Origin of the sequence: Collinsella sp. CLA-ER-H6, from assembly GCF_040092305.1 — a bacterium.
Classification (GTDB): Bacteria; Actinomycetota; Coriobacteriia; order Coriobacteriales; family Coriobacteriaceae; genus Collinsella.
Genome location: NZ_JBBNLS010000007.1, coordinates 58979 through 85512, shown reverse-complemented (window position 1 = coordinate 85512; position 26534 = coordinate 58979). Strand labels below are relative to the sequence as shown.

Genomic DNA, 26534 nt, shown 5'->3' with positions numbered 1-26534 from the left:
ATGGTTGCCTCGTTCGGGCAACGCTCGCTCTACAATAAAACGTATCTATGTCGACTTTGACCGCGGGAGGACCCGATGGATAACCTTGCCAAACCCACGAACCGAGCGCTGTTTTTGGTCAGCGTTGCCGTGACCGGTGCACTCGCGGGTGCTGCAGTCTGGCTGTTCTTTTTTGCGATGGAGCACGGTATCGACTATCTGTGGACCGAGATTCCGCACGCGCTGGGCGTCTCTTCGCCCGAGCTTGCCAGCGGCCCGTTTGGCTTTTTGCCGTACCCGTTTTTTGTCTGCCTGCTGGGCGGCCTGTTAATCGGTCTGTACGAAAAGATGACAGGCACCAAGACCGATGACCTCAACCAGGTGATGGCTAAGGTTAAGCAAGACGGGCGCTACCCGTACGACAACCTGGGCAAGCTTTCGCTCGCGGCATTGCTGCCGCTGCTGTTTGGCGGAAGCATTGGACCGGAGGCCGGCCTGACCGGCGTTATCGCTGGTCTGTGCAGCTGGGTCGGCGACCGCATGCGTCGCTTTGGCGCCGAGTTTAGGGAGCTTACGCTGTTGGGCACTCAGGCCGCGCTGACGGCGCTCTTTACCGCGCCCGTCTTTGGCTTTGTGGCGCCGCTTGCCGGTAGCGCCGACGGCCAGGGCGAAGACGCCGACGATGAGTCCACGTCCGGCGAGATCACCATCAAGCTGCCCAAGGCGCAAAAGACGGTGGTCTACGGCATTGCGATTGCCGGCGGCCTGGGCACCTATCTGCTGCTCGGCCAGCTCATGGGCGGCGGCATGGGCATGCCCAGGTTCGAGTCCGCCGAGGTGGGCAACCTGGAACTTACCTGGCTCATTCCGCTGGCGTTGGTTGGCACCGCTTGCGGCTGGCTGTACTTTGTCTCTGAGCACGCGAGCGAAGCGCTTGCCCATGCAATAGGGGAGCGTCCTGTCGTCAAGGCCATGCTAGCCGGTCTGGTACTTGCCGCCTGCGGAACGGTTCTGCCCTACACCATGTTTGCCGGCGAGACCCAGGCCGACGTGCTCATGGAAACCTATCTGGCCATTCCCGCCGGCGTGCTTATCGCGACCGGTCTTGTCAAGGCCATGCTGACGCCCGCCCTCATCAACCTTGGTTGGCGCGGCGGCCACTTCTTCCCGGTTATCTTCTCGGGCGTAAGCCTGGGCTACGGCCTGGCCATCCTCACCGGCGCCGATCCGGTCTTTTGCGTCGCTGTCTGCACGGCATCGACGATGGGCGCCGTCATGCGCCAGCCCATCATGGTCGTGGGCCTGCTGCTCATGTGCTTCCCGCTCAAAGGCATCGTCTGTATGATCATCGCCGCCGCCATCGCCGCCGGCATTCCGCTGCCCAAGCCGCTGCGCAAGTAGCGCGGTTTTTCACGAGTCAATTCCAGGGGTACGAGATGATCCTGTACTTTAGCGCGACAGGGAACAGCGAGCATGTGGCGCGTCGCATTGCAGCGGCGACAGACGACAAGGTTGTGTCGATTGAGCGTTTTGATGTCGAAGCCCTTCGCCTTGTTGCGACGGAAGGCCCCTGCCAGCTGGGATTTGTTGCTCCGGTGTATGCCTGGGGTCTGCCGACACCGATGATCGAGTTTTTGAAGACTGCCGACCTGTCGATTGCTGCCGGTGCAAAGGGCGGCGAGCGCCCCTATACGTTCTATGTTTCGACGTACGGTTCGACGACCGGCCAATCTGCCAAGTTTGCCCGCGACCTGCTGCACGAGCGTGGGCTCGAGTTAGATGCGGCGATGAGCGTCAAGATGCCCGATACCTGGACGCCTGTTTTCGACCTGTCTGACCCTCAAAAGGTTGAGGGTATCAATAGAGCTGCCGAGGCGCAGATTGATGCCGTGATCGAGGCGGTGCAGGCACGCCGCACGGGCAACATGATGCGCCATCGCGTGCCTCTGTTTGCATCGTGCGCGTATCACGCAATTGGGCTGCCGCGCATGCAACAGACGAGCAAGTTTGCCGTCGATGCCGATCGCTGCATCGGCTGCGGCCTGTGTGCCAAGCGCTGCCCCATGGCGGCGATTGAGATGCGCGACGGCCTTCCCGTCTGGACAAAGCCGGAGTGCGCAGCCTGCCTTCGTTGCCTGCACCGTTGTCCCAAATTTGCCATCTCGCACGGTAAGCGCACGTCATCCCACGGTCAGTACAGGCATCCCAAGCCAGGTGTGAGGATGTAGCGGCTGCTGGCCGCGCTACTTCCAAACCGCGAGCGCCGCAGTGCCCAGTACGATGAGGGCGAGACCGATGGCGCTGCGCCGCGAGACCTTTTCGCTGAATGCCAAGCGCGCAAATAGTACCGATACGACAATCGATAGTTTGTCGATCTGCACCACGACGCTCACCTGGCCTGCGGCGATGGCATAGTAATAGAGCAGCCACGATGCTCCGGTCGCGATGCCCGATGCCGCGAGAAATACGAGCTCGTAGCGGTCTACGTGCACGGCTTGGCCCATCTTGCCTTTAGCTGCCACGATTGCCCATGCCATAACCAGTACCACGCAGGTGCGGATTGCCGTGGCCAGGTTTGACTCGACGCCTTCGATGCCGATCTTAGCGAGGACGGAGGTGAGTGCTGCGAACATGGCGGCGCCGAGGGCGTAAGCGAGCCAGGTCCGGTCTTGCTGCTGCTCGGGTCCGGCGGATTGCTGCTTCTCGGTCATTAAAAACGTGCCGAGGGTAATGACGGCGGTTCCCACGAGCTTAACCGCAAGGTTGCTCGTCTCGCCAAAAAGCACGATGGCGATCAGCGCGGCGAGCACGGTGCTCATCTTGTCGACCGGTACGACCTTATTGACGTCTCCGATGCTCAACGCCTTAAAGTAACAGATCCACGAAGCGCCGGTAGCGAGTCCCGAGAGGACGAGAAAGAGCCAGGATCTGGGTTCGATGCTGCCAATGGTTCCAATGGATCCAGAAATGCCCGCCATTGCCCAGGCGAAAACGAGCACCACGCAGGTGCGAATGGCCGTCGCGACATCGGAGTCGGTCTGCTTGATGCCGCATTTGGCCAAGATGGATGTGATGCCGGCAAAGAATGCTGACGCAAATGCTGCGACGACCCACGACACGGGTTGAGCGCCTCCTCAAAAAAGACCACGCCAGATCTATGGCGCATGTCCAATGATACCGCGCTTGCCTATAGGTTGCGTGCCCGGTAGACCTTGGTGCTGATGGCGCAGCTGACAGCGCCAAGGACGACCGTTGCCAGCGCGGCAATTCCTGCGCACAGGAAGCCAAGAACGGAAGGATCGGGATTCGCCCCGGCAATCATCGACATGAGCTGGTTGCTGATGGGGTTGAATGAGTTTAGCGTGACCATGATAAGGCACATGTATAGGGCGTATAGACCAACGGATAGGCGTTGCGCCTTCATGTGTTCAAATCGAAAGAACAGAGGCAGTACCAAAAACACCGCCATGAGGGAGAAAAGCATCGATATTGCCGAGGCGATTGCGGTCTCAAAGACGGTCTCTCCCGTGGAGGGGATACCCACGCTGTTTAAGATCGGGATGGCGACGATACTCAACAGCACGGCCGCGCACGTCATGATGACCGAGAAAATAGTGATGCACAGGTAGCGTGCGCTGACGATGTCTTTGCGTGAGATGGGCAGCGTTGCCCGATAGCGCTCCCATCCGTTTTGGTTGTCGAGCCCGGCCAGCGACGTCATGGCCATGATAGGCGACATGGCACTGATCGCGAAGGCGCCGGCGGCGCTCATATCGGAATCACCATTCGATGCCCTGACGGCGGTCAGCACGACGAAGATGAACAGGCCGACACCTGCGATGCTCGGGACGAGCGTGCGAACGATGGCAAGCTCGGACATAATGGCGCGTTTCATTTCAAAGCCCCTTTCAGCATGAAGCGAAGATAGTCATCAATGGTTGCCCGATCGCAGGGAATCTCGGGGAAGGCCTCGAGCACTTCGCGGTGGTTGGGCACGAGCACGTCCACGCTGTAGGCGTGGCGGGCGGCGCGGGTGCCTTCGACGCAAGCCATGAGCTCGGCGGCCTGTGCCTGGGTGCAGTGGGCGATGCCGGCGCGGTCGGTAATGTCCTCGCGTGGCAGGTCAAACACAATCGAGCCGTTATCGATGCAGATGACGCGGTCGGCAGCACGATCGAGATCAGACGTAATGTGGCTCGAGAGCAGCACGCTGCGCTGGCCGTCGGCGACAAAGGCGAGCAGCTCATCGAGCAGTTCCTCGCGTGCCATGGGATCGAGGCCCGCGGTGGCTTCGTCCAAAACGAGCAGCTTGGCATCGTGGCTGAGCGCGCAGGCGAGCTGCAGCTTCATACCCATGCCGCGGGAGAGGTCCTTGACCTTTGTCTTGGGATCGAGGCCAAATCGGTTGATGAATCCGGCGAACGTTTCGCGGTCCCACGTGGGGTACGCCGGGCCTACGAGCGCCTCGATCTGGCCCACCTTGAGCGTGGAGGGGAAGGGGCACGTGTCCAGGACAAGACCGACGCGGGAGCGTAGATGGCGTTGCGACTCATCGGGCGCGTCGGCGCCACAGCGCTGCCCAAACAGGTGCACTTCGCCGGCATCGAGCTTTATAAGCCCGAGAGCAGCTCGAATCGCCGTTGTTTTGCCAGCACCGTTGGCACCAACAAAGCCGACGATCTGGCCAGGCTCCACGGCAAGCGTGACGTCGCGCAGCGAAAAGCGGTCGCTTACAGTGCGTGAGATGCCTTTGAGTTCAAGCAAGTTTTGCATGGTATAGCCTTTCTTGCAGATGGCTACTGCATGGTTTCGGGGGCTACCAGGTCGAGCATCTCGTGCAGTTTGTCGCGCGTGACGCCCAAGGCTTCGGCTTGGCTTGCCGCTTTCGCAAGCAGCTCTTCGATATGACAGAGCTGGTTTTCGCGCAAAAGCTCCTGGTTGCCCTCGGCGACAAAACAGCCCTTGCCCCGCACGGTGCAGATAAACCCGAGCTGCTCCAGGTCGGCGTAGGCGCGCTTGGTGGTGATGACGCTCACGCCAAGATCGCTCGCGAGTACACGGATGCTGGGGAGTTTGGCGCCCGCAGCGAGCGTGCCCGATAAGATCTGAGCTTTGACTTGTGAGGTTATCTGCTCGTAGATGGGCTTGTCGCTCGAATTGGATAGGATGATGTCCACAGCGGCTCCTTAGCTGTTGGGCTACACGTGTATATAACCGGTAAGCACAGTATATATACACTATGCACAGTTCTGCAAGAGGCAAATGCGGATTGGGCCGGTTGCCCAGGCCCCAACTGATGAATTTGTCCTGATAGGTGCCCTAGAGCGGGATTTCGCGGCTACAATAGGGCGGTTACATCGACGTAATGCACTCAATGCAAGAAAGGATCCGCATGGCAAGCCTGTCGGATGAAATCTCGTCGCGCCGCACATTCGCGATCATCAGCCACCCGGACGCCGGTAAGACCACGCTTACCGAGAAGCTGCTGCTCTATACCGGCAGCATCCAGACTGCTGGCTCGGTCAAGGGCAAGAGCTCGGCCAAGCACGCCGTCTCGGACTGGATGGACATCGAGAAGGAGCGCGGCATCTCCGTCACCTCCTCGGTGCTGCAGTTTACCTACAACGGCGCCTGCGTCAACATCCTCGATACCCCCGGCCACCAGGACTTCTCGGAGGATACTTACCGTACCCTTATGGCCGCCGACGCTGCTGTTATGGTCATCGACGGCGCCAAGGGCGTTGAGGCCCAGACCAAAAAGCTCTTTAAGGTCTGTACGCTGCGCCACATTCCCATCTTCACCTTTGTGAACAAGCTCGACCACGAGGCTCGCGATCCGTTTGAGCTCATGGAAGAGATCGAGAACGTCCTGGGTATCAATACGTATCCCATGAACTGGCCGATCGGCAGCGGCCGCAATTTCCGTGGCGTGTTCGACCGTCAGACCCGTCGCGTTATCGCCTTTGAGGGCGACGGCCACGCCAACGCCACCAAGAAGGTCGCCGAGGTCGAGGCTGAGCTGGGCGATCCTTCCATGGACGAGCTCATCGGCGAGGAAAACCATAAGAACCTGATGGACGACATCGAGCTGCTCGATGGCGCCGGCGACGAGCTCGACTTGGATGCCGTGGCCTGCGGCAAGCTGAGCCCGGCGTTCTTTGGCTCGGCGCTCACCAACTTTGGCGTGGAGCCCTTCCTCAAGGAGTTCCTGCGTCTGGCCCCGACGCCGCGCGCCTATACCGATACGCTCACCAGCGAACCGGTCGATCCCTGCCGCGACGACTTTAGCGGCTTTGTGTTTAAGATCCAGGCCAACATGGATAAGAACCACCGCGATCGCATCGCCTTTGTGCGCATTTGCTCGGGCAAGTTCGAGCGCGGCATGGACGCCTTCCACGTGCAGGGCAACCGCAAGCTTAAGCTTGCCACGGGCACGTCGATGATGGCCGATGACCGCGCCATCGTGGACGAGGCGTACGCGGGCGATATCGTGGGCCTGTTCGATCCGGGTATCTTTAGCATCGGCGACACTGTGTGCTCCGGCAAGCGCCACGTGCAGTATCCGCAGATCCCGACGTTTGCCCCCGAGATGTTCGCTCGCATTACGCAGGTCGACACGCTCAAGCGCAAGCAGTTCGTCAAGGGCATGGAGGAGCTTGCCCAGGAGGGCGCCATCCAGATCTTCCGCGAGCTGGGTGCCGGCATGGAGAGCGTCATCGTGGGCGTGGTCGGCGTGCTGCAGTTTGAGGTGCTCGAGCGCCGCCTTAAGGCCGAATACCGTGTTGAGGTTCGTCGCCAGCCGCTGCCCTATACGGACATCCGCTGGATCCAGAACGACCCCGATACCATCGATATCCCGGCTCTTTCGCTCACGCGCGACACGCTGCGCGTCGAGGACATGCGCGGCGGTAAGCTGCTGCTGTTCACGAGCCCGTGGAACGTGGATTGGGCAACCGACCACAACCCCGACCTTATCCTGTCGGAGTTTGGCAACGTAGCCTTTTAACGCATCGGCGCGGTGGTCCTGCGGGGCTGCCGCGCCGTTTGCTTGCCTGATGCCGTGTGAGCGGCTATCATACCCACCGTCGTCTCAAGACCGGGGCGTCCGAGCAATTCGGGTCCGATATCCTGCTCGTTAAACCTAAAACCAAAGGAGTACATAATGATCAAGAAGGTCATGGAGGACTACAAGGTCCTGTTGCGGAGCATTCCCGCGGCAACGGTTTCGCTGTTTTTCGTGAGCGTCATCATGATGAACCTGCTGGCCAACAAAGAGCTCATCAGCCTGCCGTATCTGGCACTCGATTGCGGCTTTGTGGTGAGCTGGGTTTCGTTTTTGTGCCAGGACATGATCTGCAAGCGCTTTGGTGCCAAGGCATCCATTAAAATCTCTATCCTCGCGCTGCTGGTCAACCTTGCCGTGAGCCTGTGCTTTTGGGCATGCTCGCTCACGCCCGGCATGTGGGGCGCTTACTACGACACGGGTATGATCGAGGTCAACACTGCCCTTAACGCTACCATCGGTGGCACCTGGTACGTGGTGCTGGGCTCTTCGCTTGCCATGCTCGTTTCTGCCGTGGTTAACTCCACGCTCAACCAGTCGCTCGGCCGTATGCTCAAAAAGAATAACTTTGCGAGCTTTGCCTTCCGCTCCTATGTGTCCACGGGTGTTGGCCAGTTTATCGACAATCTGGTTTTTGCCATCGTGGTGAGCCACACGTTCTTTGGTTGGACCTGGGTGCAGGTCCTTATGTGCTCGCTGACCGGCGCTGTTGCCGAGCTGCTGTGCGAGGTCTTCCTGAGCCCCGTGGGCTACAAGGTCGTGCGCGGCTGGGAGCGCGAGAATGTGGGCTCCGAGTACCTCGAGCGCCACGCAACCGCTTAAGGAACAAGTATGCGGGTTTTGATCACGGGTGCTTCGGGCGGTATCGGAGCCGCATGCGTGCAGCGCTTTTTGGACGAGGGCCACGAGGTCGTGGGCTTTGATCTGCTGCCGGCGGCGATCGAACACGAGCGCTACCGCCATCTGATTGTTGATGTCCGCGAGCCGGGCTCGTTTCCAGGCGACCTTGAACCCCAAGTGATCGTGAACGTTGCCGGTACGCAGGATTCGGCCGACGATATCGCCGCCAACCTGTGTGGCACCATCAACGTGACCGAGCGCTACGCTTTTGTGGGGGAGGGGCTCGCCGCCAAGCCGGCGCCCGCTATCAAATCCGTGGTCAATGTGGGGTCGGCGAGTGGGCATACGGGGTCGGAGTTTCCCGCCTATGCCGCCAGCAAGGGCGGCGTTATCGCCTACACCAAGAACCTTGCAAACCGCTTGGCACCGCAGGCCATCGCCAACAGTGTGGACCCGGGCGGCGTTATCACGCCGCTCAACCGTTGCGTGATGGAAGACGAGCACCTGTGGAATCAGATTATGGAGCTCACGCCGCTTAAACGTTGGGCCACCGCCCAAGAGATCGCCGAGTGGATCTACTTTGTGGGCGTGACCAACCGGTTTATGACCGGACAGAGCCTGCTCATTGACGGTGGCGAGGCTGGCCGCACACAATTTATCTGGCCCGAGTAGAAAACGCGCCCGATGGCAAGATTGCCGTCGGGCGCGTTTTTGATGTATCGATTTTAGCCGAGGCAAGTCCAGTTGACGGGGGTCGAGCCGTGCTGTTCGAGTAGTCGATTGGCAGCGGAGAAGGGGCGCGACCCCATAAAAGCTGGGAGTTCTGCCGTGGCACGGTTGGCCGAAAGCGGCGAGGGGTGTGTGGAGGCCAGACAGAACTTGTCGGTTGCCTTGCCCGCGCCGGTTGCGACGAGCTTACCTTCGACCATCTGCTGGGCAAAGCGGCCCCATGCCAAAAAGACTACCGGCTGGGGCAGCTGGCAGCAGCGTTCGATAACGTAGTCGGTGAGCGTGCTCCAGCCCAGTTTGGCATGCGAGTTCGCGGCATGCTCGCGCACGGTGAGCGTGGTGTTGAGAAGCAGGACGCCCTGTTGTGCCCATGGCGTTAGATCTCCTGTGGCGGGAATGGGGCAGCCCAGATCGGCTTTGAGCTCCTTATAGATGTTGCGCAGGCTCGGCGGCAACTTGGTTTGCGTCGCGGGGACCGAGAACGACAGCCCCATGGCCTGGTTGGGTCCGTGATAGGGGTCTTGACCCAAGATGACAACCTTGACCTGGTCGGCCGGCGTGTAGGCAAGGGCATTGAGGATGTCGTCTTGTGCCGGGTAGATGGTTTGCTCGGCACGCAAAAGGGCGATGCGCTCGAGCAGCTGGTTCGTAGTGTCACGTACCGGCTGTGGCGCATCGCCCAACCAAGTTGCTATGTTGCGGTCGCGGGTCGCGGCGTCCATGGGGCTCCTTTACGTCAGATGCTCTGTCGGTATCTATTGTAAAGGCGCACCGGTTGCCTTTATGCCACGGCTGTATGAAGAGTAGGGTCTACGAGACGTGCTCGGGCGCTCCTGCCATGCGAGCTTGTTCATGTGCGCGGAGGCGCGGAAGCTCGACGGTTGCCACCATGACGCCGGTGAGGATGAGAGCTGCACCCAGGAAGGCGATGGGGCTCAGGACCTCGCCGACCAGGAAGAACGAAAAGACGGCGGAGCAGACCGGCTCGAGCGAGAAGGCGAAGCCGGTGGTCTCGGCGGGCACGTGGGGCTGCACGAGCGTCTGGGTGATAAAGCCGTAGGCAGAGCAGATGAGTGCGAGCGCGACGACAACGACGATCTCGCTGGGCGTGCTGGGAAGCGTGAAGCCGCCAAAGACGCATGCGGCAATGCCCGAGAACAGGCCGCCGAAGCCCAGCTGCCAAACGCCCAGAGCAAGCGGATCGACTTCTTCGACAAAGCGCTTGGCGACAATGATGTGCCCGGCATAGACAAAAGCGGAGAGCAGCATAATGATCGCGCCGGGATTCAGGCTAGTAAAGTCGGCGCCCGAGAGCAGCAGCATGCCGCAGGTGACGATGGCGGTGCCGACGAGCACCTTGCGCTCGGGGGCGCGGCGCAGCAGGGCGGCGTTGGCAAACGGCACGATCACGACCGTCAGGCTCTGCAAAAAGCCGGCAGTGGAGGCGGAGGTGAGGCTGGAGCCCAGGCACATGCAGGTGAGTTCGGTTGCCATGATGGCGCCGATGATGGCGGCGCGGACCATAAGGTCGCGGTTGATGCGGAAAGCGCGCTTGTGGAAGAGCAACAGGCAGGCCACAAAGGCGATGATGCAGCGTAACGCGACGATGCTCGTGGCGTTCATGCTGTTCATGCCGATCTTCATGAGGGGATACGAAAAGCCCCATGCGACGGGAACGGAAAATGAGAGCGCGATTGCTTTTTTGCGATCCATGGGACTCCTTTTGTTACAGAACGGTTTCGTAAAAAGGATTCTGCTCCCAGATGTGGATGTAGTAAAGCGAATGTATCTTCAGTATGATTAAGAAATACTAATGTTGACAGGAAAAATCCTGGCAAAACGTTTTACGGCTGCATTGATATGGAGGCACGATGGCATCGCGGTATCAGATTGTTTGTATGGTGGTCGATTGCGGTAGCCTGAAACGTGCGGCGGACGAGCTGGGCTATACGCAAAGTGCGGTGAGCCAGGCCGTCAAGGCGCTCGAGCGCGAGCTGGGCACCACGCTTATCGAGCGCGGAAAGCAGGGCGTTTCGCTTACGCGCGACGGTAAACAATATCTGCCGTACCTGCGCCAGATCGTGACCGCCGAAGCCGAGCTCGAGGGCAAGCGCCAGGAGCTGCTGGGGCTTTCGTCGACTGATATTCGCATTGCGACGTTTACCAACGTGAGTCGTACCGTGCTGCCGCGTGTGATCCGCGACTTTGGAGCGCTGCACCCGGGCGTGCACTTTACCCTCAAGCAGGGCGATTACACGCGCAACGCTCAATGGGTGCACGATGGCGTGGTTGATTTTTGTTTTACGGCGCGCGGATTTACCGCTGGGCTCGAGAAACGCGTGGTCTATCACGATGAGTTGGTGGCGCTGTTGCCGGCCGTGCATCCGCTGACGGCAAAGGAAAAGGTGACGCTCGCCGACCTGGCGTCCGAGCCGTTTGTGCTGCTGGATGAGGGCGAACAGAGCCTGGTGCTCGATGCATTCGCGGCGCATGGACTGTCGCCGCACGTGACGAGTGAGGTGACCGACGACTACACCATCATGGCGATGGTGGAGGAGGGGCTAGGCGTGAGTATGCTTTACCGCCGTACCGTCGAGGGCATGCGGGCCGATATTCGCGTACGTCCCATCGTGCATGCCCCCTCGCGCGACGTGGTGGCCGCCTGGCGCAGCTGGGACACCATGCCTATCGCCACGAGGCGCTTTATCGACTATATGAGCTCGCATATCGTCAATTAATGACTGGCGTAGCGTTGAGCGCGGTGTTTAGCGGGCTGTCGCTTTGGCTTGGGTGGCGCGATAGGTGCGTGCCGGGTGGCAAAGTAGTACCGCTACGACCATAAAGAACGCCGTGGTGCCCAGGCTGATGGGGTAGACCATCATGATGTTCGCAAAGGTGCGGAAGTGCGGGAACACGCAGAACACCCAATAGAAGCGGATGCCGCAGACGCAGATCATGGTGATGAGGGCGGGTGTGAGCGAGATACCAAAGCCGCGCAGGTAGCCTGACATGTTTTCGTAGAACATGCTAAAGGCGTACGCCGGGAAGATCGAGCACACGCGGATATAGCCGATCGAGACGATGTTGGGATCGCTGTTAAAGAGCGACAAGATCTCGCGCCCCAGGCCGACAATAACGATAATTGTGGTGAGCGCGACGATACCGCCTTCGACCAGGCAGACCTTGAGCGTCTTGGTGCAACGGTCGATCTGGCGGGCACCGTGGTTTTGTCCCACAAAGGTGGTGCAAGCCTGACTAAAGCTGTTGAGCAGGTTGTAGCACACGTACTCCAGGCTCATGGCGGCGCTCGATGCCGCCATGACCTCGGTGCCCAGGCTGTTGATGGCGGACTGGATGATGATGTTGGCGACGGCAAAGACAGCGCTTTGGATGCCGGCGGGCAGGCCGATCTTAACGATGCGCTTGAGGGCGACGGGGTCGATAGCCAGGTCGCGCGGGGTGACGCGGACGACGGAGTCGGTCTTGAGCAGGCGAATAAAGAGCGTAGCGGCGCTGACGGTGTAGGCGATGGCGGTGGCGATGGCGACGCCCGCGACGCCCCAGTGGAGTACGGGGACAAAGATGAGGTCCAGGCCAATGTTGAGGACGGTGGACACGGCAAGCGCCTGTAGCGGCATGCGGGTGATGCCGACGGAGCGGAAGATTGCGGCTTCAAAGTTGTAAAGCAAGATTGAGGGCATGCTGAGCAAAAAGACGCGTAGGTAGAGCGAAGCGAGCGGCATGGTTTCGGCGGGAACGTTGAGCGCGGCGAGCATGGGCTCGGCAAAGATCTCGCCCAGCGCGATGACGACAAAGCCTACAAGCGCCATCAAAATCGAGGTGTGGACGGCGCGTTTGACCATGTTCTGATCATTGCGGCCGATAGCGTTGGCGATGACCACGTTGGAGCCAAGCGACATGCCGATAAACAGGTTGAGCATAAGACTGGTAAGCGGAACATTGGAGCCGACCGCCGCCATGGCGAGGGTTCCCTGGTCGCCCGAGAAGTTACCGATGATGACCGTGGCGATGAGGTTCGACAGCTGCTCCAAGATGCTCGTGGCGGCCACGGGGAAGGCGAACAGGGGAATATTGCGCCACAACGAGCCGGTGGTCATGTCAATGTGCTTAGATACGGTATCAGCCATACGCTCTCAATCTCTAACATGCTCTTTCGTGCTTATTTGCGCAGATGATGATACTCCTAATCGACTAGTCATTGGGGACGTTCTTAAACGACTAGTCATTTAAGAACGTCCCCAATGACTAGGTGGGGAAGGCGTGCGACAATGGTGGGCGTTGTGTTGTTCGCGCTAAGGAGTTGCCATGTTGTTGTGTCCCGTTTGCCATGAGCCGTTGGTGGGCGACGAGCGCGGTGCTGCGTGCGCGGGCGGACACCGGTTTGACCGTGCTCGCGAGGGCTATCTATATCTGCTGCGCTCGTCCAAGAGTGGCGACTCCATGGGCGATCCCAAGTCGCAGGCGCGCAGCCGTCGTGACTTTCTGAACCGCGGTTACTATGCGCCGTTGCGCGATGCGATGGTTGAGCTGGTGCGCAAGCAGGTGTCTGGGCGCGCCACGTCTACGAATGGCCCCATGACGCTGCTCGATATTTGCTGCGGCGAGGGCTATTACACGAGTGCCATGGGCGCGATGCCGGGCGTGGATGCTTACGGGTTCGACTTGGGCAAAGAGATGGTGCGCCTGGCTGCCAAGCGCGGCGATGCGACCTACTTCGTGGCCAACATGAAGGATATCCCCGTGGCCGATGGCGCCTTCGATATGGTGACCGAGCTCTTTGCTCCCTTTAACGATCGCGAATTTGCCCGCGTACTGGCGCCAGAGGGTTCGTTCTATACCGTGGTGCCGGGCGCCCGTCATCTGTTTGGGCTCAAGGAGGTGCTCTACGACACGCCGTACCTTAACGATGAGAAGCTGCCGAAGACCACCGAGCTCGAGTTGGTCGGAACGCAGCGGGTATCTGCGAATATTACGCTCCAGACGCAGGCCGACATCGAGGCGGTGTTCCAGATGACGCCATACTACTATCGCACGCGCCCTGCCGACAAAGAGCGCCTGGCAAATTTGGACACCCTTCAAACCGACATCGACTTCATCATCGCCGAGTACCGCCACGGTAAATAACCTGCCAAAAAGGGACAGGTTTGTTTCGGTAGGTTTTATCTGGGCAAACGTAAAGGGCCGACCGCGGAGATGCGCGATCGGCCCTTTTTAGCTGCTTGATAGCAGGGGCTATGGGAGACAGGTGCCTACAGGCGGTCCTTGTTCTCGGCCTTAACGGCGTGTGCCTGCTGAACAAAGAACAGGTCGTACACCACGATGACAAAGGCGCCAAAGTTGATGGCGTCGCCGCCAAACGCGGGAAGCGTGAGCACCGCTTGGGCAAGCGTGGCGACCGCGGCAACAATACCGAGCTTAAACGCGCCGTCCACCTGCGAAGGCTTGTTGGCGCCCTTGATACCGGCGACGCCTGCGGCAAGGTCGACGAGACCCTTGGCGATAAGCACGACCGCTGCGAGCGTGGCGTACGAACCGTACGTGGAATCGAGACCGCCCGTGGCGATACCGACGCCGGCGGTGACGAGGCTGGCGATGCCCAAAACAAAGTAGATGAGAGCAAGGATTTTGAGAGTCTTGCGAGTGAAGCTCATGGCTGGTCCTTTCGATACGAGTACGCCAACTTGGCGCACCCAATGTACTGCACATATGGTGAAGCACATTGTAGTTCAACGCGGCGATGCATGCGTTTGAAAGCGTCTCTTGCCCGCACGGTCCAACCTTTCAAAAAAGAAAGCTGGGCGTAAGTCAAATCGATGGCAGCGTATGCGCGGCGCTGCGATGATGGGGCCATGGTAAGAGCTGGACCGAAGGAGAAGCCATGATGTACGGAGCAGGGCAAGTGCGTGAGCCGCGGTCGTTGGGAAGGCGCATGAGTGATTCCGTGATCGCTGCCGTGTGCACGGGATTGATGGCGGTGCTTTGCATTGGGATGCTGTGGGCCATGTCGCATGTGGGACAATAGCGGACGGTTGGGTGCTGGCATAAACGGCGCTCACGTATTCGTTTTGCTTGCTAAGGAGTACTCATGGGCGTAGTCGATCCCTTTTCTGTTGCTCGGGCCGCGGGGCTTGAGCTGACCGGGAAGTCCGAGGGACTCACGCTCACCGACGGCGCGATGGAGCTGCGCGCCGATTTCACCCGCATGCATCCGCGGCTCAAGCAGGGCCGTTTGCAGCAAGAGCTGCTGGTAAAGGCTGCGCGCACAAAAGGTATCGAGTGCCCATGGGCGATTGATGCCACGGCAGGCTTTGGCGAGGATTCGCTGCTGTTGGCGGCCGCGGGCTTTACCGTCGATCTGTATGAGCAGGATTGCGTGATCGCGGCACTCCTCAAGGATGCTTTGGATCGCGCGGCAGATGATCCGGCGCTTGCGACAGCCGTGGCGCGCATGCGCTTACATGCGGGCGAGGACAGTATTACCGGCCTTCGCCATACAGCTGAGCTGATCGGGCAGGGCGAGCTCGCGGCTCCCGACGTGGTGTATCTGGACCCCATGTTTCCCGAGCGTACTAAAAGTGCGGCGGTCAAAAAGAAGTTCCAGCTCCTACATCATCTGGAACAGCCGTGCGCCGATGAGGAGACGCTGGTCGAAGCTGCGCTTGCGGTGCATCCGCGCAAGGTCGTTATCAAGCGGCCGGCGAAGGGGCCGCTGCTTGCCGGCGTTAAGCCGAGCTATCAACTTGCGGGCAAGGCCGTTCGTTACGATGTTTTGGTGCCGCCGCGCCCGTAGCTTGCGTGCGATGGCTGGCGCTCCGTCAATGCTGTGCCGATGCAGTGCCTATTTCCAAGGGTGCGACGTCAGGTGCCATCCACCGCAGTATTCGCATTTGTAGCAGGCCAAACCACGCCGCCCGCGGTTTTCGCAGTCGGCCATAACAGCCTCGGCCTCAGCGCGTGTGTCGTAACGGTTTTTGCGCCCGCACGACTTGTAGCGCCAGGCCTCATCGCGCTCGGCGTCCAGGGCGTCGCGGCGCTCGTCTTCGCGCGCAAACAGGTCGCTCATATCGCCGCCGGTGGCAGCGCTCAAAAACTCGCTTTTTGCCTTTGACCAGGCGGCTCGCTTTTTGCTCCCCATCTGCTTCGTGCCCCTCTCCAAACGCTGGTATCATTGCTCAACCAAAGTGATACCAATAAACGTGAGGCCGCCGCGTGATGATCAGAAAAACCCTCGATACCGACATTCCCGCCGTCATGGCTATCTACGACGTTGCCCGCGCTTTTATGCGCGCACATGGCAATGCCACGCAGTGGCCCGAGGGCACGCCTTCGGCCGAGCAACTGGCTGCCGACATCGCCGCCGATGGCAGCTATGTGTGCGAAGTCGACGGCCGCGTAGTGGCGACGTTTGCCTTTTTGCCGGGCCCGGACGAGTGCTATGACGTAATTGAGGACGGTCAATGGCGTAGCGACACTCCGTACGCCGTGCTGCACCGCGTGGCGTCCGATGGCACCGTGCACGGTATCGCGGCTGCGATGTTTGCCTTTGCCAAGGAGCGCGCCGATCACCTGCGCATCGACACGCATCAGGACAACCTACCCATGCAGGGTGCGAGCATCAAGGCGGGGTTTGAGCGCGCCGGCGTCGTGTATGTGTCGGACGGCACGCCGCGTGTTGCGTTTGACTGGCTGCGCGAGGCATAAGAGCGAGGACGCGTATCAATAATTCGCGCGAACGAAAATGGCCTCGGGTGGGGCCATTTTCGTTCGCTGTGCTGTTTTGCAAGCCGGCTTTCGCAAGGCGCGAACCTACGAAAATCACCGCGCGGCAACGCGGAGCGATGAGCTCGGTCGGGGGATAGGGCCCGCTTCGCCCGCCGGCTCGTAAATTGTATCATCCAGTGTGGAACGAGGACGCCCGTTGCCGCGTGCGATGGGCTTGTAGCTTGTAATAAGAGGAGAGCCATGTCGAAGCAGGCAGTCGTTGGAATCTTGGCGCATGTCGATGCCGGCAAGACCACGTTGGCCGAGGCCATGTTGTTCAACGCGGGTCGCATTCGCAAGCGCGGCCGCGTGGACGATGGCGATTCGCATCTGGACACTAACGCGATCGAGCGCGAGCGCGGCATTACGATCTTCTCGTCGCAGGCCGTGCTCGACCACGGCGATACCCACGTCATGCTTGTGGATGCGCCCGGCCACGTCGATTTTTCGGCCGAGGCGGAGCGCACGCTGCGCGCGCTCGACTATGCGATTTTGGTTGTGGGTGCCAACGACGGCGTGCAGGGGCACACCGAAACCCTGTGGCGCCTGCTTGCGCGCTATGACATTCCGACGTTCATCTTTATCAACAAAATCGATTTGGAGAATCCCGGCCGCGATGTTTTGCTGGCACAGCTTGGGCAACGTCTTTCCGAGGGCTGCCTGGATGCCAGCGAACTGTTGGTGGGTGGTGCCGTTCAGGAGGACGCTGCTGCGTTGGACGAGGCGGCGCTCGAGGAGTTTCTCGACGCAGGGGAGCTTTCGACTGCCACGCTTTCGCGGCTGGTCGCAGAGCGAAAGTTGTTTCCCTGCTTTGCGGGCTCGGCGCTCAAGGACCAGGGTGTGGCAGAGCTACTCGACGGCATATGCGCTTTGATGCGCGAGCGAATATGGCCCCAGGAGTTCGCCGCGCGAGTCTACCGCGTGAGTCGTGGAGACCGTGGCGAGCGTCTTGCCTGGGTCAAGGTGACGGGCGGTGTACTGCGTGCAAAGCAAGTTGTCGAGGGATGCTCTGGCGCCTCCACTTGGGAGCAAAAGATCGACCAGGTGCGCATCTATAACGGCGAGAAGTATGAGCTTGCCCAAGAAGTTGCTGCTGGCGGTATTTGTGCCGTGACGGGCCTTGCGCACGTTCGCCCAGGGGATGCCTTGGGCGCGGAGCCCGTGGGCGATGCGCCTGTCATCGCTCCGGTCCTCACCTATACGGTGCTTCCGGGCGAACACGATGTCCACGCGGTGTTCAAAGCACTGACAGAGTTGGCGGACGAAGATCCCATGCTCGGCGTAAGCTGGAACACTCATCTTGAGCAGATTCATTTGCAGCTGATGGGCGCCGTGCAACTCGAGGTCGTGCAGCGGGTGTTGGCCGATCGCTTTGGCCTTTCGGTTGCGTTTGAGTCTGGCGGCATTCTCTATAAGGAGACTATTTCGCAGCCGGTCGAGGGCGTGGGCCACTTTGAGCCGCTGCGCCACTATGCCGAGGTACATCTGCGCCTGGAGCCGTTGCCAGCGGGTTCGGGCGTGCAGTTTGGCACCGTGACCTCGACCGACGAACTCGATCTTAACTGGCAGCGTTTGGCACTCACCAACGCCATGGAGCGCGATCACCTGGGCGCGCTGACCGGCTCGCCCATCACCGATGTGTGCATTACGCTCACGGGCGGCCGTGCGCATGTCAAACACACCGAGGGCGGCGATTTTCGCCAGGCCACGTACCGCGCGATTCGCCAGGGGCTCATGCAGGCGCGTGAGGCTGGCGCGGCGGTACTGTTGGAGCCGTGGTATCGCTTTGAGCTCGAGGTGCCGGGGGAGTGCGTGGGCCGGGCGCTCTCGGATGCCACGCGTATGGGTGCCGAGTACGAGCCGCCGACGATAACAGGCGACCGGGCGAAGCTTGCGGGTCGCGTGCCGGCATCCGAAGTGCAGGATTATGCGCTGGAGGTGGCTGCCTACACGAGCGGTCGCGGTCATCTGTACCTGGAGTTCGCCGGCTATGCGGCTTGCCATGATGCCGAGCGCGTCATCGAGACGGCCACCTACGAGCCCGAGGCCGATCTGCCCAACACGCCCGATTCGGTCTTTTGCTCTCACGGCGCCGGTTACACGGTCAAATGGTGCGACGTACCCGCCGCGGCGCACGTAAAGATCGATCCCGCCACCTTTCGCCCCTGGCGAGAAGCAGACGCCGAGTTTTTCGGCCATAGGTGATAGAAGGTCAGTTCCTTTATCGTATGCTATTGGTATAACTCGGTATAAGTTGGTATAACTGTTACCAGGGTTTACCGATCCGAGGAGGCCGACATGAATCCAAATCCCTTTAAGCCCACGGCTGGCAAGCGGCCTCCGATACTCATCGGCCGCGAGTCGGTCATCGAAGATTTCGAGGAAGGGCTCGATAACGGCGCCGGAGCGCCGGGTAGACTCATGCTCATTACGGGAAACCGCGGCTGTGGCAAGACGGTTCTCCTACGGGAACTGCAACGTCTAGCCAATGAGCGCGGATGGGCGGTTGTCTCCGATTCCGCTTCGCTTGGCTTATGCGACCGCTTGGCCGACGCGCTTCGCTCGAATAAACTCGTTGTGACGTCAATGGAGTTCGGTCCGTTGTTTGGCCGGATGTCGGTCGAGGCGGCGCGGGCAAAGGGCGAGACGTTGCGAGGGCTGGTCAACGAGCGCCTCAAGAGGCTCGGTCCAGGCAAGGGCATACTGTTTGCGATTGACGAGGCGCAATCGGCGTCTATCGAGGAACTGGCGGCTCTTGCCGTTCTCTATCAGCAGGTGCTCGGAGACCAGGATGCCACGGGCTTGCCCGATAGCGACCAGCGCGGTCTTGCGCTGGCGTTCGCCGGCTTGCCCAGTATGGTTGACGATCTGCTCGAAGAGCCGAGCGTGACGTTTTTGCGGCGTGCCCAGCAGCGTACGTTGGGGGCGATATCTTTGCCCGAGGTGCGCGATTCGTATATCCAGACGGTCAAAGACGCTGGTCTTTACGTTGACGCGGAGACGGCGGACCTTGCGGCGCGCAAGAGCATGGGGCATCCCTACATGGTTCAGCTGGTGGGATATTACATGTGGCGCTCTGCCGTCCGGCGTGGCTCGCAGGTCATCGAAAGGCGCGATGTCGAGGATGGCCATGCGGATGCCGTCTCCGAGTTCTACGAAGCGGTTGACGCGCCTCTGTATTACGGGCTGCGCAGTCCACAGCGCCTCTTTATCGAGGCCATGGCTGCTGACGAGGGTGAGCCGACGCGCATGGCGGATATCATTGAGCGCTGCGACCGTACTCAGAGTTGGGCGAGTAAATATCGCGCAAGCCTGATTCGCGAGCGCGTCATCGAGGCTGCCGGATACGGCCTCGTCCGGTTTACCGTGCCCATGCTGGGCGCGTACATTCGCGATCGAGTTTTATGGCATGAGTAGGGTGATAAAGGTGACGGAACAGAAGATGAGCCCGCAGGCTATCGAGGTACGCGGCGCGCGCGTCCATAACCTCAAGGACATCGATATCGACATTCCGCTGGGAAAACTCGTGGGCATTGCCGGCGTGTCGGGCTCGGGCAAGAGTTCGCTGGCGCTGGGGGTTCTTTATGCCGAGGGCTCGCGTCGCTATCTGGAGGCGCTCAGCACCTATACCCGCCGTCGTCTGACGCAGGCCGAGCACGCCCAGGTGGACGAGGTGCTGCACGTGCCGGCGGCGCTCGCATTGCATCAGCGCCCCAGCGTGCCGGGCGTGCGTTCCACCTTTGGCACCATGACCGAGCTCAACAATAGCCTGCGTCTACTCTTTAGCCGCTGCACCCATCACGTGTGCCCGCATTGCGGGGCGCGTGTGGAGCCGAGCCTTAACGTGGCTGCGGGCCTGTCGCTCACGTGCCCTGCATGCGGTCGTGAGTTCTACGCGCCGAGCGCCGAGGACCTTGCGTTTAACAGCGGCGGTGCGTGTCCCACCTGCGGCGGCACCGGTGTCATGCGCGAGGTGGACGAGGCGAGCCTGGTGCCCGACGAGTCAAAGACTATCAACGAGGGCGCGGTGCTTCCCTGGGGTACGCTCATGTGGGATCTGATGAAGCAGGTGGCAGGTGAGATGGGCGTGCGCACCGACGTGCCGTTTAACCAGCTCACGCCTCAAGAGCGCGACATCGTGTTTCATGGTCCGGCGGTTAAGAAGCACATTCTCTACGTCCCCAAAAACGGTGAGGGCGCCACGCCACTCGACTTTACCTACTACAACGCCGTCTATACCGTCGAGAATGCGCTTGCCAAGGTTAAGGACGATAAGGGGCTTAAGCGTGTAGCTCGCTTTTTGTGCGAGAGGCCATGCCGTGACTGTGGTGGCACGCGTCTCTCCGAGGCTGCGCGCCAGCCCCAGGTGCGCGGTATCAATCTGGCGCAGGCGGCGGCCATGACGCTGGGCGAGGCGATTGAGTGGGCGCGCGGGGTGCCTGCATCTTTGCCGCCCGAGATGCGGCCCATGGCGACGGATATATGCGATTCGTTTTTGAGCGCGGCCCGTCGTCTGGTCGACCTGGGTCTCGATTACCTTTCACTCGATCGTGCCGGTGCCACGCTCTCCACGGGTGAGCGCCAGCGCGTGCAGCTTGCCCGCGTGGTGCGCAACCGATCGACGGGTGTGCTTTATGTACTGGACGAGCCCTCGATTGGCTTGCATCCTGCCAATGTCGACGGCCTGGTGGGCGTGATGCGCGATCTGGTGGATGACGGCAACACCGTGGTTGTTGTCGACCACGATACGCGCGTACTGGCGGAAGCCGACTATCTTGTCGAGATGGGCCCCGTTGCCGGAGCGGGCGGCGGTAACGTGATCGCTGCCGGTACGGTAGACGAGGTCGAGCAATCGCAGAGCAGTCGCATCGCGCCGTTTTTGCGCGCAGACCCCAAGCGCTTGCGCCCGCAGGTGACTGACGAGGAGATGTTCGACCAGGGCCACATCCGCATGGCAACCGATGCCATCCATACCGTAAAACCGCTCGAAGTCGATATCCCGCGCGGCCGCTTGGTCGCGGTGACGGGCGTTTCGGGTTCGGGTAAGACGACGTTGGTGCTCGAGACGCTCATTCCGGCACTCAAGGCGCAGGCAGCCGGCGAGCGCCTGCCGGGGCACGTGCGCTGGGTCGATGCCGAAGGCATTGCGCGTGCCAACCTGATTGACGCCACGCCCATCGGTGCCAACGTGCGCTCGACGGTGGCGACCTATGCCGACATCCATGATGAGCTGCGCCGCGCCTTCGCCCGTACGCCCGAGGCCAAGGCAGCCGGTTACAAGGCGGGCGCCTTTAGCTACAACACCGGCGCCTTGCGCTGCCCTACGTGCGATGGCACGGGCTCGATATCGCTCGACGTGCAGTTTTTGCCCGACGTCGAGATCGTCTGTCCGGCATGTCGCGGTTCTCGTTATGCAGACGCGGCTTCGCATATCCATCGCGAGGGCAAGGACGGGAGTCTGCTTACGCTGCCGCAGCTCATGGACATGAGTGTGGACGAGGCCATCGACGCCACACTGGGACTCAAGAAGGTTCAGACGCGCTTACAGACCTTGCACGACCTGGGCCTGGGCTATCTCACGCTCGGTGAGCCCACGCCGGCGCTCTCGGGTGGCGAGGCGCAGCGCCTTAAGCTCGCGAGCGAGATGGGACGTGTGCAGGACGATGCCGTATTCGTATTCGACGAGCCCACGATCGGCCTACATCCGCTCGATGTTCAGGTACTGTTGAACGTGTTTGACGGCCTCGTTGCCAAGGGCGCCACAGTTATCGTGATCGAGCATGACCTCGACCTTATCCGTAACGCCGATTACGTGATCGACATGGGCCCAGGCGGTGGCGACGCGGGCGGGCAAATCGTCTGCGCCGGTACGCCGGGTGACATCGCGGCCTGCCCCGCAAGCATCACCGGTCGCTATCTATAGACAATGAGGCAAAGGGACAGCCTCTTTGCCTCATTGATGCCTATTTCACGCATTGAGCCGCGAGATAGTCACGGAAGAATGGCAATTCAAATGCGACGAGCCCTCGTCCTCGTTCTCCGATGATGCCGGCATCTATCATGCGGCGTCGGTAGCGGGAGACCTGCTGCGGCGAACGCTTAAGGCGCTCGATAAGGTCGGCGGTGGTGGACTCTTCTTCGTCATCGAGCATGGCGATGAGGAATCGCTTGTCCTCTGCAGTGAGTTCCCGATAGGTTGCCGCGAGGATTCGGTCGTCCATCTCGTCGCGCGCGATTTTGATTCCCAGGTCAAAGTCGCGTGACGAGATTTCCTTCGAATCGCTTGTGAGATCCCAGGCACGGTAGCCTACGAGTTGCAATAGGAAGGGAAAACCAGAGATCGAGCGAACGGCTCTATCGATTCCCTCGGCATCTGCTAGGCGATCGTTTTCCTGGATTGTGCGAATCAAGGCCTCGCGTACGTCATAGTCGGCAATGCGACCCAGATGATATTGTTGGGCGCGGCGAAGGAACGAGACCGTCTTGTGGTTCAGTAGCGTCGATACGTTGTTGGGAAGTCCCGCCATGAGCAGGGCGACGCGTTTCCCATCGGTCACAAAGTGCTGATACGTCGCTGCGAGCTGAATCATCTCATCGAGTGTCGGGTCCACCTCGTCAACCGTGACGAGCAGACCGGTGCCCGCCTCGTTGAGCTGGTCGATGATGTCGCTCATGCGATAACGCCAGGTTGAGGCATCGTGAACGCGATTGACCTCGATGCTGCCGAGCGGTGCAATTCCGAGGCCGGTGACTTCGAAGTTCTTAGACGGGTCGATAAGATGGCCGGCAGCACGTTTCGCCCCGAACTCGATTTCCTCAAGCATTCCCGGGAGCGCGGTCGTCTTTACGGCTATCCAGCCGTGGGATTCCGCCCTTGTCGCGAGCGACGACATGAGAGCGGTTTTACCGGTTCCACGCGCGCCTGAGAAGATCGAGGTCAATTCTGGGCGCCTACGCTGGCTCAAGAAGGCACGGTCCAAATCCCGAATAATCTGTTGTCTGCCAGCGAGATGGGCAGGAACCTCACCAAAACTGGGGGTAAACGGGTTCTCGAGATATTTCACAAGGCTCTCCTTTCACACCGCCGTTTAACTTCATTTTACTTTAGTTAATTCTGATTAAAAGTGAGGGCTCTTTATCTAGAGCATCAATTAGGCGTGTGTGCCATCGGCGTGGCGCTTGAATGTGACAAAGGGACAGCCCCTTTGTCACATTCCCGGAAAGCCTGCCTGGCGCAGGGCCTCGTAGAGGACGATGGCGGCGCTGTTGGAAAGGTTGAGGGCGCTGATGCGGTAGTCGTCGGGATTGACGAAGTTGCCGCAGATATCCTGCCGAAGGATGGCCTCGTGGCTGTCCTCGGTATGCCCCAGCGATTCCTCGTGAGCTTCCCATGCCTCGGCGTTATCGAGCGAGTCGCAATCGCGCAGCATCGGGATGCGCTCGCAGCGCTCGGGCGCCGCGGCAAGCAGTGGCTCGGGAATGCCCGAGCTCTCGCTGCCAAAGACCAAGTAGTCGCCATCGCGGTAGGTACTCTGCGCATAGGTTCTGCGCGCCTTTTTGGTCAGCAGATGCAGGCGCTCGTCGGCAGGGGAGAGGCCGTTGCGCGCAAGGAAATCCTCCCAGCTGGCATAGGTCGTCACGTCCAAGTTTTGCCAGTAGCCCAGTCCGGCACGACGCACCGTCTTGTCGTCGAGCGAAAACCCCAGCGGCTCCACCAGATGCAGACGGGCGCCGGTGACCACGCAGGTACGGCCGATATTGCCTGTATTGGCCGGAATTTCGGGTGCATACAGCACGATATTGAACATGAATCTCCTTGGCTCAGAACGAAAAACCACCACGAAGGGCACCTTCGTGGTGGTTTGGCGGTTGTGTAGGCGGAAAAATGCCCGCTTGGATAAACCTAGGCGCGGTGCCAGTCGGTCAGGCAGGCATCGAGGGAGGCGATGAGCGCATCCTTGTCCATGTGACGGCCGATGATGCACAGGCTCGTCATGCGGTCGCCCGTCTCGTCGTCCCAAATCTGCATGATTTCGGGGTTCTCGTCGATGATCTTCTGCTTCTCGCCCTCGGGCGCCGAGTCGACAAACAGACCGTTCTCCATCAGGCGCATTTGGTGACCGGCCTGCTCAAACATGTAGCACATGTCCGGATCGCCGGTCTGCCACAGCGGGCCCTTGACGCGGATGACCTCGTCGGGCCACTCCTGCTCAACAAAATCGGTGAACTTCTGCAGGTCAAACGGCTTGCGGCGCGAGTACACAAAGGTCTCGATGTCGTACTCGAGCACCTCGGGGTCGTCGTGCTCCTCGGGATGCTCCATGGCCTCGATCCAGGCGGCGGAGTTGTAGGCGCGCATAAAGTCAAAGCGGTCGGTGTCGAGCAGCTCCTCCATAGGAACCTCTCCGTTTTGGGCCTCGACGATCACGGCGTCCTTCTGCAGGCTGCGCACGATGGCCTTGAGCTCGGCGATCTGCTCAGGGCTCACGGTATCGGTCTTGTTGAGGATTAGCGTGGAGCAGAACTCGATCTGCTGGATGAGCAGGCTCTCGATGTCGTCCTCGTCGATATCCTCAGCCAGCAGGTCGCGACCGCCGTTGAACTCGTCGTACATGCGGGCACAGTCGACCACGGCCACGATGTTGTCGAGCGCGAGCTTAGGCTCGCCGCCCACCTTGGCCTCGTCGCAGAAGCTCGAGATGGTGTAGGCGATGGGGATGGGCTCGCAAATGCCCGAGGCCTCGATGATGATGTAATCGAAGTTGCCCGAATCGGCGATGCCCTGCAGCTGGTTGGCCAGGTCATCCGAAAGCGTGCAGCAGATGCAGCCGTTGGTGAGCGGGATGAGGTCGTCGGTCTCGGAAAGGCCGCCGTCGGCGATGAGGCTGGCGTCCACATTGATCTCGCCGATATCGTTGACGATTACGGCGGCGCGGATACCGCCATCGTTAGCGAGGATGTGGTTGAGCAGCGTGGTCTTGCCGGCACCGAGGTATCCGGTAAGCATGATGATTTTCACGGGTTTGTTGGGCATGTGCCCTCCTTTGTTAGACATGGCTTACAGTTGAATCATATGCCAAACGCCTGCTCTTATACCCACGCGCTGGCAAATAACACAGGCTACTCCCAGGCTCCCCATACATCGGGGCAATAACCGACGGTGGCCTTTTTGCCGTTACGCACGATGGGCTCGGCTAGAACCTGCTGGTTCTCGAGCAACTTGTCGAAGCGCTGGCTGGGGGTGAGGTGCTGGATGAGCGCGAGCGTCTCCTCGTCCTTGGCCTTGGGGTTGAGCAGCTTGTCGATACCGCCGACCGCCTGCATCACGCTCGTGAGCTTGCCCTTGCTCATCTCCTTTTCCTTAAGGTCAATAAACTGCACCTTAATGCGGCGCTCTTTGAAGAAGCGCTGTGCTTTCTTGGTATCGAAAGACTTTTTGGTGCCAAAAATTTGCACGTTCATGTATTTGTTCCGCCGTTCTACCTGATGAAGTTGGTGCGCTCGCGATCGGCTTCGGGGGCTTCGATACCGGCGGCCTGTCCTGCCTCGATACAATGCAGGAGCCAGGCCATGTTCTTGCCGATGTTGCGCATGGTGGCTAGGCCCTCGGCGTCCTGGGCGGCCTCGCCCGGCATGGCGCCAAACACGTTGTTCCAGTACGTGGAAGCAACCACGGGCATCTGGTTGATGGTGAAGTACTTATTGAGCACGTCGAAGGTGGTCGACGTGCCGCCGCGACGGGCAACGGCGACGGCAGCGCCCGGCTTGTGTGCAAAGGCTTTGCTGCCGGCATAGAATGCGCGATCGAGGGCCGAAAGGATGCGTCCGCTGGGGTGCGCATAGTAGACGGGCGAGCCAAAGACAAAGCCATCTGCCTGCTCGGCGGCAGCGATCAGCTCGTTCACCACGTCATCGTCAAAGGTGCAGCGACCGCCAAGCTTGCCGCACTGGCCGCAGCCAATGCAGTCGCGAATGGGCTTGGTGCCCAGCTGAAACACCTCGGTATCAATGCCTTCGGCATTGAGTTGCTCGGCGACTTCGGCGAGTGCGCGGGCGGTGTTGCCGTTTGCCTTGGGGCTGCCATTGACCAAAAGAACCTTCATCACAAACTCCCTCTGCTGTCGGTGACTTCTGCAGAGGA

26 protein-coding genes are annotated in these 26534 nt (G+C 60.4%); 12 read left to right on the top strand and 14 right to left on the bottom strand.

The features are described from left to right. The first annotated feature begins 75 nt into the window (after positions 1-75). Both AAAX77_RS04570 and AAAX77_RS04565 read left to right on the top strand, forming a co-directional pair. Positions 76-1380, top strand: coding sequence for a chloride channel protein (locus AAAX77_RS04570; RefSeq protein WP_349104982.1), 1305 nt, complete (start codon positions 76-78; stop codon positions 1378-1380). A 35-nt stretch (positions 1381-1415) separates the two neighbouring features. Then, positions 1416-2207, top strand: a complete 792-nt coding sequence (locus tag AAAX77_RS04565; RefSeq protein ID WP_349104980.1) for an EFR1 family ferrodoxin — start codon at positions 1416-1418, stop codon at positions 2205-2207. A gap of 15 nt (positions 2208-2222) precedes the next feature. Here the strand turns inward: AAAX77_RS04565 and AAAX77_RS04560 are convergent, their stop codons facing one another. The 4 genes from AAAX77_RS04560 to AAAX77_RS04545 all read right to left on the bottom strand — a co-directional run bounded on the left by AAAX77_RS04560 (position 2223) and on the right by AAAX77_RS04545 (position 5156). Beyond that, positions 2223-3098 carry an EamA family transporter gene (locus tag AAAX77_RS04560; RefSeq protein WP_349104979.1) on the bottom strand — a complete coding sequence of 292 codons (876 nt, stop codon included), beginning with the start codon at positions 3096-3098 and terminating at the stop codon, positions 2223-2225. A gap of 68 nt (positions 3099-3166) precedes the next feature. Next, entirely contained in the window at positions 3167-3874 is a 708-nt protein-coding gene (locus AAAX77_RS04555) for an ABC-2 transporter permease (protein ID WP_349104977.1), read from the bottom strand. Beyond that, the gene (locus AAAX77_RS04550) at positions 3871-4752 is read right to left on the bottom strand and encodes an ABC transporter ATP-binding protein (protein WP_349104975.1); all 882 of its coding nucleotides are present in this window, start codon (positions 4750-4752) and stop codon (positions 3871-3873) included. The genes AAAX77_RS04555 and AAAX77_RS04550 overlap by 4 nt, the downstream gene beginning before the upstream one ends. A 23-nt stretch (positions 4753-4775) precedes the next feature. Further along, positions 4776-5156: a GntR family transcriptional regulator gene (locus tag AAAX77_RS04545; protein WP_349104974.1), complete on the bottom strand. Its 381-nt coding sequence runs from the start codon at positions 5154-5156 to the stop codon at positions 4776-4778. A 215-nt stretch (positions 5157-5371) separates the two neighbouring features. On the opposite strand from AAAX77_RS04545, the gene AAAX77_RS04540 reads away from it, so the two are divergent. The 3 genes from AAAX77_RS04540 to AAAX77_RS04530 all read left to right on the top strand — a co-directional run bounded on the left by AAAX77_RS04540 (position 5372) and on the right by AAAX77_RS04530 (position 8554). Beyond that, positions 5372-6985, top strand: a complete 1614-nt coding sequence (locus AAAX77_RS04540; protein ID WP_117820856.1) for a peptide chain release factor 3 — start codon at positions 5372-5374, stop codon at positions 6983-6985. A gap of 156 nt (positions 6986-7141) precedes the next feature. Continuing rightward, positions 7142-7864 carry a VUT family protein gene (locus AAAX77_RS04535; RefSeq protein WP_022093974.1) on the top strand — a complete coding sequence of 241 codons (723 nt, stop codon included), beginning with the start codon at positions 7142-7144 and terminating at the stop codon, positions 7862-7864. Positions 7865-7873: 9 nt separating this feature from the next. After that, on the top strand, positions 7874-8554 hold the full coding sequence (locus AAAX77_RS04530) for an SDR family oxidoreductase (protein ID WP_349104972.1): 681 nt from the start codon (positions 7874-7876) through the stop codon (positions 8552-8554). 53 nt (positions 8555-8607) lie between these two features. Here AAAX77_RS04530 and AAAX77_RS04525 read toward each other — a convergent pair whose 3' ends face one another. Both AAAX77_RS04525 and AAAX77_RS04520 read right to left on the bottom strand, forming a co-directional pair. After that, complete coding sequence (locus AAAX77_RS04525; protein ID WP_349104970.1) at positions 8608-9333, bottom strand: uracil-DNA glycosylase; 726 nt, start codon at positions 9331-9333, stop codon at positions 8608-8610. Between the two features lie 88 nt (positions 9334-9421). Further along, positions 9422-10324, bottom strand: coding sequence for a DMT family transporter (locus AAAX77_RS04520; protein ID WP_349104969.1), 903 nt, complete (start codon positions 10322-10324; stop codon positions 9422-9424). A 158-nt stretch (positions 10325-10482) separates the two neighbouring features. On the opposite strand from AAAX77_RS04520, the gene AAAX77_RS04515 reads away from it, so the two are divergent. Then, a complete protein-coding gene (locus AAAX77_RS04515) occupies positions 10483-11349 on the top strand; it encodes a LysR family transcriptional regulator (RefSeq protein WP_349104968.1) in 867 nt (288 codons plus the stop codon). A 27-nt stretch (positions 11350-11376) separates the two neighbouring features. On the opposite strand, the gene AAAX77_RS04510 is transcribed toward AAAX77_RS04515, so the two are convergent. Then, positions 11377-12759: an MATE family efflux transporter gene (locus AAAX77_RS04510; protein WP_215673313.1), complete on the bottom strand. Its 1383-nt coding sequence runs from the start codon at positions 12757-12759 to the stop codon at positions 11377-11379. Positions 12760-12937: 178 nt separating this feature from the next. On the opposite strand from AAAX77_RS04510, the gene AAAX77_RS04505 reads away from it, so the two are divergent. After that, positions 12938-13756 carry a putative RNA methyltransferase gene (locus tag AAAX77_RS04505; RefSeq protein ID WP_349104967.1) on the top strand — a complete coding sequence of 273 codons (819 nt, stop codon included), beginning with the start codon at positions 12938-12940 and terminating at the stop codon, positions 13754-13756. A 125-nt stretch (positions 13757-13881) separates the two neighbouring features. On the opposite strand, the gene AAAX77_RS04500 is transcribed toward AAAX77_RS04505, so the two are convergent. Further along, the gene (locus AAAX77_RS04500) at positions 13882-14283 is read right to left on the bottom strand and encodes a hypothetical protein (RefSeq protein WP_055286664.1); all 402 of its coding nucleotides are present in this window, start codon (positions 14281-14283) and stop codon (positions 13882-13884) included. Positions 14284-14717: 434 nt separating this feature from the next. Between AAAX77_RS04500 and AAAX77_RS04495 the strand changes: the two genes are divergently transcribed. Next, the gene (locus tag AAAX77_RS04495) at positions 14718-15422 is read left to right on the top strand and encodes a class I SAM-dependent methyltransferase (protein WP_349104966.1); all 705 of its coding nucleotides are present in this window, start codon (positions 14718-14720) and stop codon (positions 15420-15422) included. Positions 15423-15470: 48 nt separating this feature from the next. Here AAAX77_RS04495 and AAAX77_RS04490 read toward each other — a convergent pair whose 3' ends face one another. Beyond that, positions 15471-15767 carry a hypothetical protein gene (locus AAAX77_RS04490; protein ID WP_349104965.1) on the bottom strand — a complete coding sequence of 99 codons (297 nt, stop codon included), beginning with the start codon at positions 15765-15767 and terminating at the stop codon, positions 15471-15473. Positions 15768-15844: 77 nt separating this feature from the next. Here AAAX77_RS04490 and AAAX77_RS04485 point away from each other — a divergent pair, with 77 nt between their 5' ends. From AAAX77_RS04485 to AAAX77_RS04470, 4 genes are all read left to right on the top strand, one after another. Beyond that, entirely contained in the window at positions 15845-16333 is a 489-nt protein-coding gene (locus tag AAAX77_RS04485; RefSeq protein WP_349104963.1) for an N-acetyltransferase, read from the top strand. A gap of 261 nt (positions 16334-16594) precedes the next feature. Next, complete coding sequence (locus tag AAAX77_RS04480; protein ID WP_349104962.1) at positions 16595-18598, top strand: translation factor GTPase family protein; 2004 nt, start codon at positions 16595-16597, stop codon at positions 18596-18598. A gap of 93 nt (positions 18599-18691) precedes the next feature. Then, positions 18692-19810: an ATP-binding protein gene (locus tag AAAX77_RS04475; protein ID WP_349104960.1), complete on the top strand. Its 1119-nt coding sequence runs from the start codon at positions 18692-18694 to the stop codon at positions 19808-19810. A 10-nt stretch (positions 19811-19820) separates the two neighbouring features. Then, positions 19821-22316 carry an excinuclease ABC subunit UvrA gene (locus AAAX77_RS04470; protein WP_349104959.1) on the top strand — a complete coding sequence of 832 codons (2496 nt, stop codon included), beginning with the start codon at positions 19821-19823 and terminating at the stop codon, positions 22314-22316. Between the two features lie 40 nt (positions 22317-22356). On the opposite strand, the gene AAAX77_RS04465 is transcribed toward AAAX77_RS04470, so the two are convergent. The 5 genes from AAAX77_RS04465 to AAAX77_RS04445 form a co-directional block, all read right to left on the bottom strand. Then, positions 22357-23217, bottom strand: a complete 861-nt coding sequence (locus AAAX77_RS04465) for an ATP-binding protein (protein ID WP_349104958.1) — start codon at positions 23215-23217, stop codon at positions 22357-22359. A gap of 384 nt (positions 23218-23601) precedes the next feature. Beyond that, on the bottom strand, positions 23602-24201 hold the full coding sequence (locus AAAX77_RS04460; RefSeq protein WP_349104956.1) for a tRNA (cytidine(34)-2'-O)-methyltransferase: 600 nt from the start codon (positions 24199-24201) through the stop codon (positions 23602-23604). A gap of 95 nt (positions 24202-24296) precedes the next feature. Beyond that, entirely contained in the window at positions 24297-25427 is a 1131-nt protein-coding gene (locus AAAX77_RS04455) for a GTP-binding protein (protein WP_035137003.1), read from the bottom strand. An 86-nt stretch (positions 25428-25513) separates the two neighbouring features. Continuing rightward, entirely contained in the window at positions 25514-25855 is a 342-nt protein-coding gene (locus AAAX77_RS04450) for an ArsC/Spx/MgsR family protein (RefSeq protein WP_349104955.1), read from the bottom strand. Positions 25856-25872: 17 nt separating this feature from the next. After that, positions 25873-26496, bottom strand: a complete 624-nt coding sequence (locus AAAX77_RS04445) for a flavodoxin family protein (protein WP_349104954.1) — start codon at positions 26494-26496, stop codon at positions 25873-25875. Between the last annotated feature and the right edge of the window lie 38 nt (positions 26497-26534).

Coding starts and splice junctions, on each gene's coding strand:
- AAAX77_RS04570 (WP_349104982.1), top strand. CDS start 76: ATGGATAACCTTGCCAAACCCACGAACCGAGCGCTGTTTTTGGTCAGC.
- AAAX77_RS04565 (WP_349104980.1), top strand. CDS start 1,416: ATGATCCTGTACTTTAGCGCGACAGGGAACAGCGAGCATGTGGCGCGT.
- AAAX77_RS04555 (WP_349104977.1), bottom strand. CDS start 3,874: ATGAAACGCGCCATTATGTCCGAGCTTGCCATCGTTCGCACGCTCGTC.
- AAAX77_RS04550 (WP_349104975.1), bottom strand. CDS start 4,752: ATGCAAAACTTGCTTGAACTCAAAGGCATCTCACGCACTGTAAGCGAC.
- AAAX77_RS04540 (WP_117820856.1), top strand. CDS start 5,372: ATGGCAAGCCTGTCGGATGAAATCTCGTCGCGCCGCACATTCGCGATC.
- AAAX77_RS04535 (WP_022093974.1), top strand. CDS start 7,142: ATGATCAAGAAGGTCATGGAGGACTACAAGGTCCTGTTGCGGAGCATT.
- AAAX77_RS04530 (WP_349104972.1), top strand. CDS start 7,874: ATGCGGGTTTTGATCACGGGTGCTTCGGGCGGTATCGGAGCCGCATGC.
- AAAX77_RS04525 (WP_349104970.1), bottom strand. CDS start 9,333: ATGGACGCCGCGACCCGCGACCGCAACATAGCAACTTGGTTGGGCGAT.
- AAAX77_RS04520 (WP_349104969.1), bottom strand. CDS start 10,324: ATGGATCGCAAAAAAGCAATCGCGCTCTCATTTTCCGTTCCCGTCGCA.
- AAAX77_RS04515 (WP_349104968.1), top strand. CDS start 10,483: ATGGCATCGCGGTATCAGATTGTTTGTATGGTGGTCGATTGCGGTAGC.
- AAAX77_RS04510 (WP_215673313.1), bottom strand. CDS start 12,759: ATGGCTGATACCGTATCTAAGCACATTGACATGACCACCGGCTCGTTG.
- AAAX77_RS04505 (WP_349104967.1), top strand. CDS start 12,938: ATGTTGTTGTGTCCCGTTTGCCATGAGCCGTTGGTGGGCGACGAGCGC.
- AAAX77_RS04500 (WP_055286664.1), bottom strand. CDS start 14,283: ATGAGCTTCACTCGCAAGACTCTCAAAATCCTTGCTCTCATCTACTTT.
- AAAX77_RS04495 (WP_349104966.1), top strand. CDS start 14,718: ATGGGCGTAGTCGATCCCTTTTCTGTTGCTCGGGCCGCGGGGCTTGAG.
- AAAX77_RS04490 (WP_349104965.1), bottom strand. CDS start 15,767: ATGGGGAGCAAAAAGCGAGCCGCCTGGTCAAAGGCAAAAAGCGAGTTT.
- AAAX77_RS04485 (WP_349104963.1), top strand. CDS start 15,845: ATGATCAGAAAAACCCTCGATACCGACATTCCCGCCGTCATGGCTATC.
- AAAX77_RS04480 (WP_349104962.1), top strand. CDS start 16,595: ATGTCGAAGCAGGCAGTCGTTGGAATCTTGGCGCATGTCGATGCCGGC.
- AAAX77_RS04475 (WP_349104960.1), top strand. CDS start 18,692: ATGAATCCAAATCCCTTTAAGCCCACGGCTGGCAAGCGGCCTCCGATA.
- AAAX77_RS04465 (WP_349104958.1), bottom strand. CDS start 23,217: ATGCTTGAGGAAATCGAGTTCGGGGCGAAACGTGCTGCCGGCCATCTT.
- AAAX77_RS04460 (WP_349104956.1), bottom strand. CDS start 24,201: ATGTTCAATATCGTGCTGTATGCACCCGAAATTCCGGCCAATACAGGC.
- AAAX77_RS04455 (WP_035137003.1), bottom strand. CDS start 25,427: ATGCCCAACAAACCCGTGAAAATCATCATGCTTACCGGATACCTCGGT.
- AAAX77_RS04450 (WP_349104955.1), bottom strand. CDS start 25,855: ATGAACGTGCAAATTTTTGGCACCAAAAAGTCTTTCGATACCAAGAAA.
- AAAX77_RS04445 (WP_349104954.1), bottom strand. CDS start 26,496: ATGAAGGTTCTTTTGGTCAATGGCAGCCCCAAGGCAAACGGCAACACC.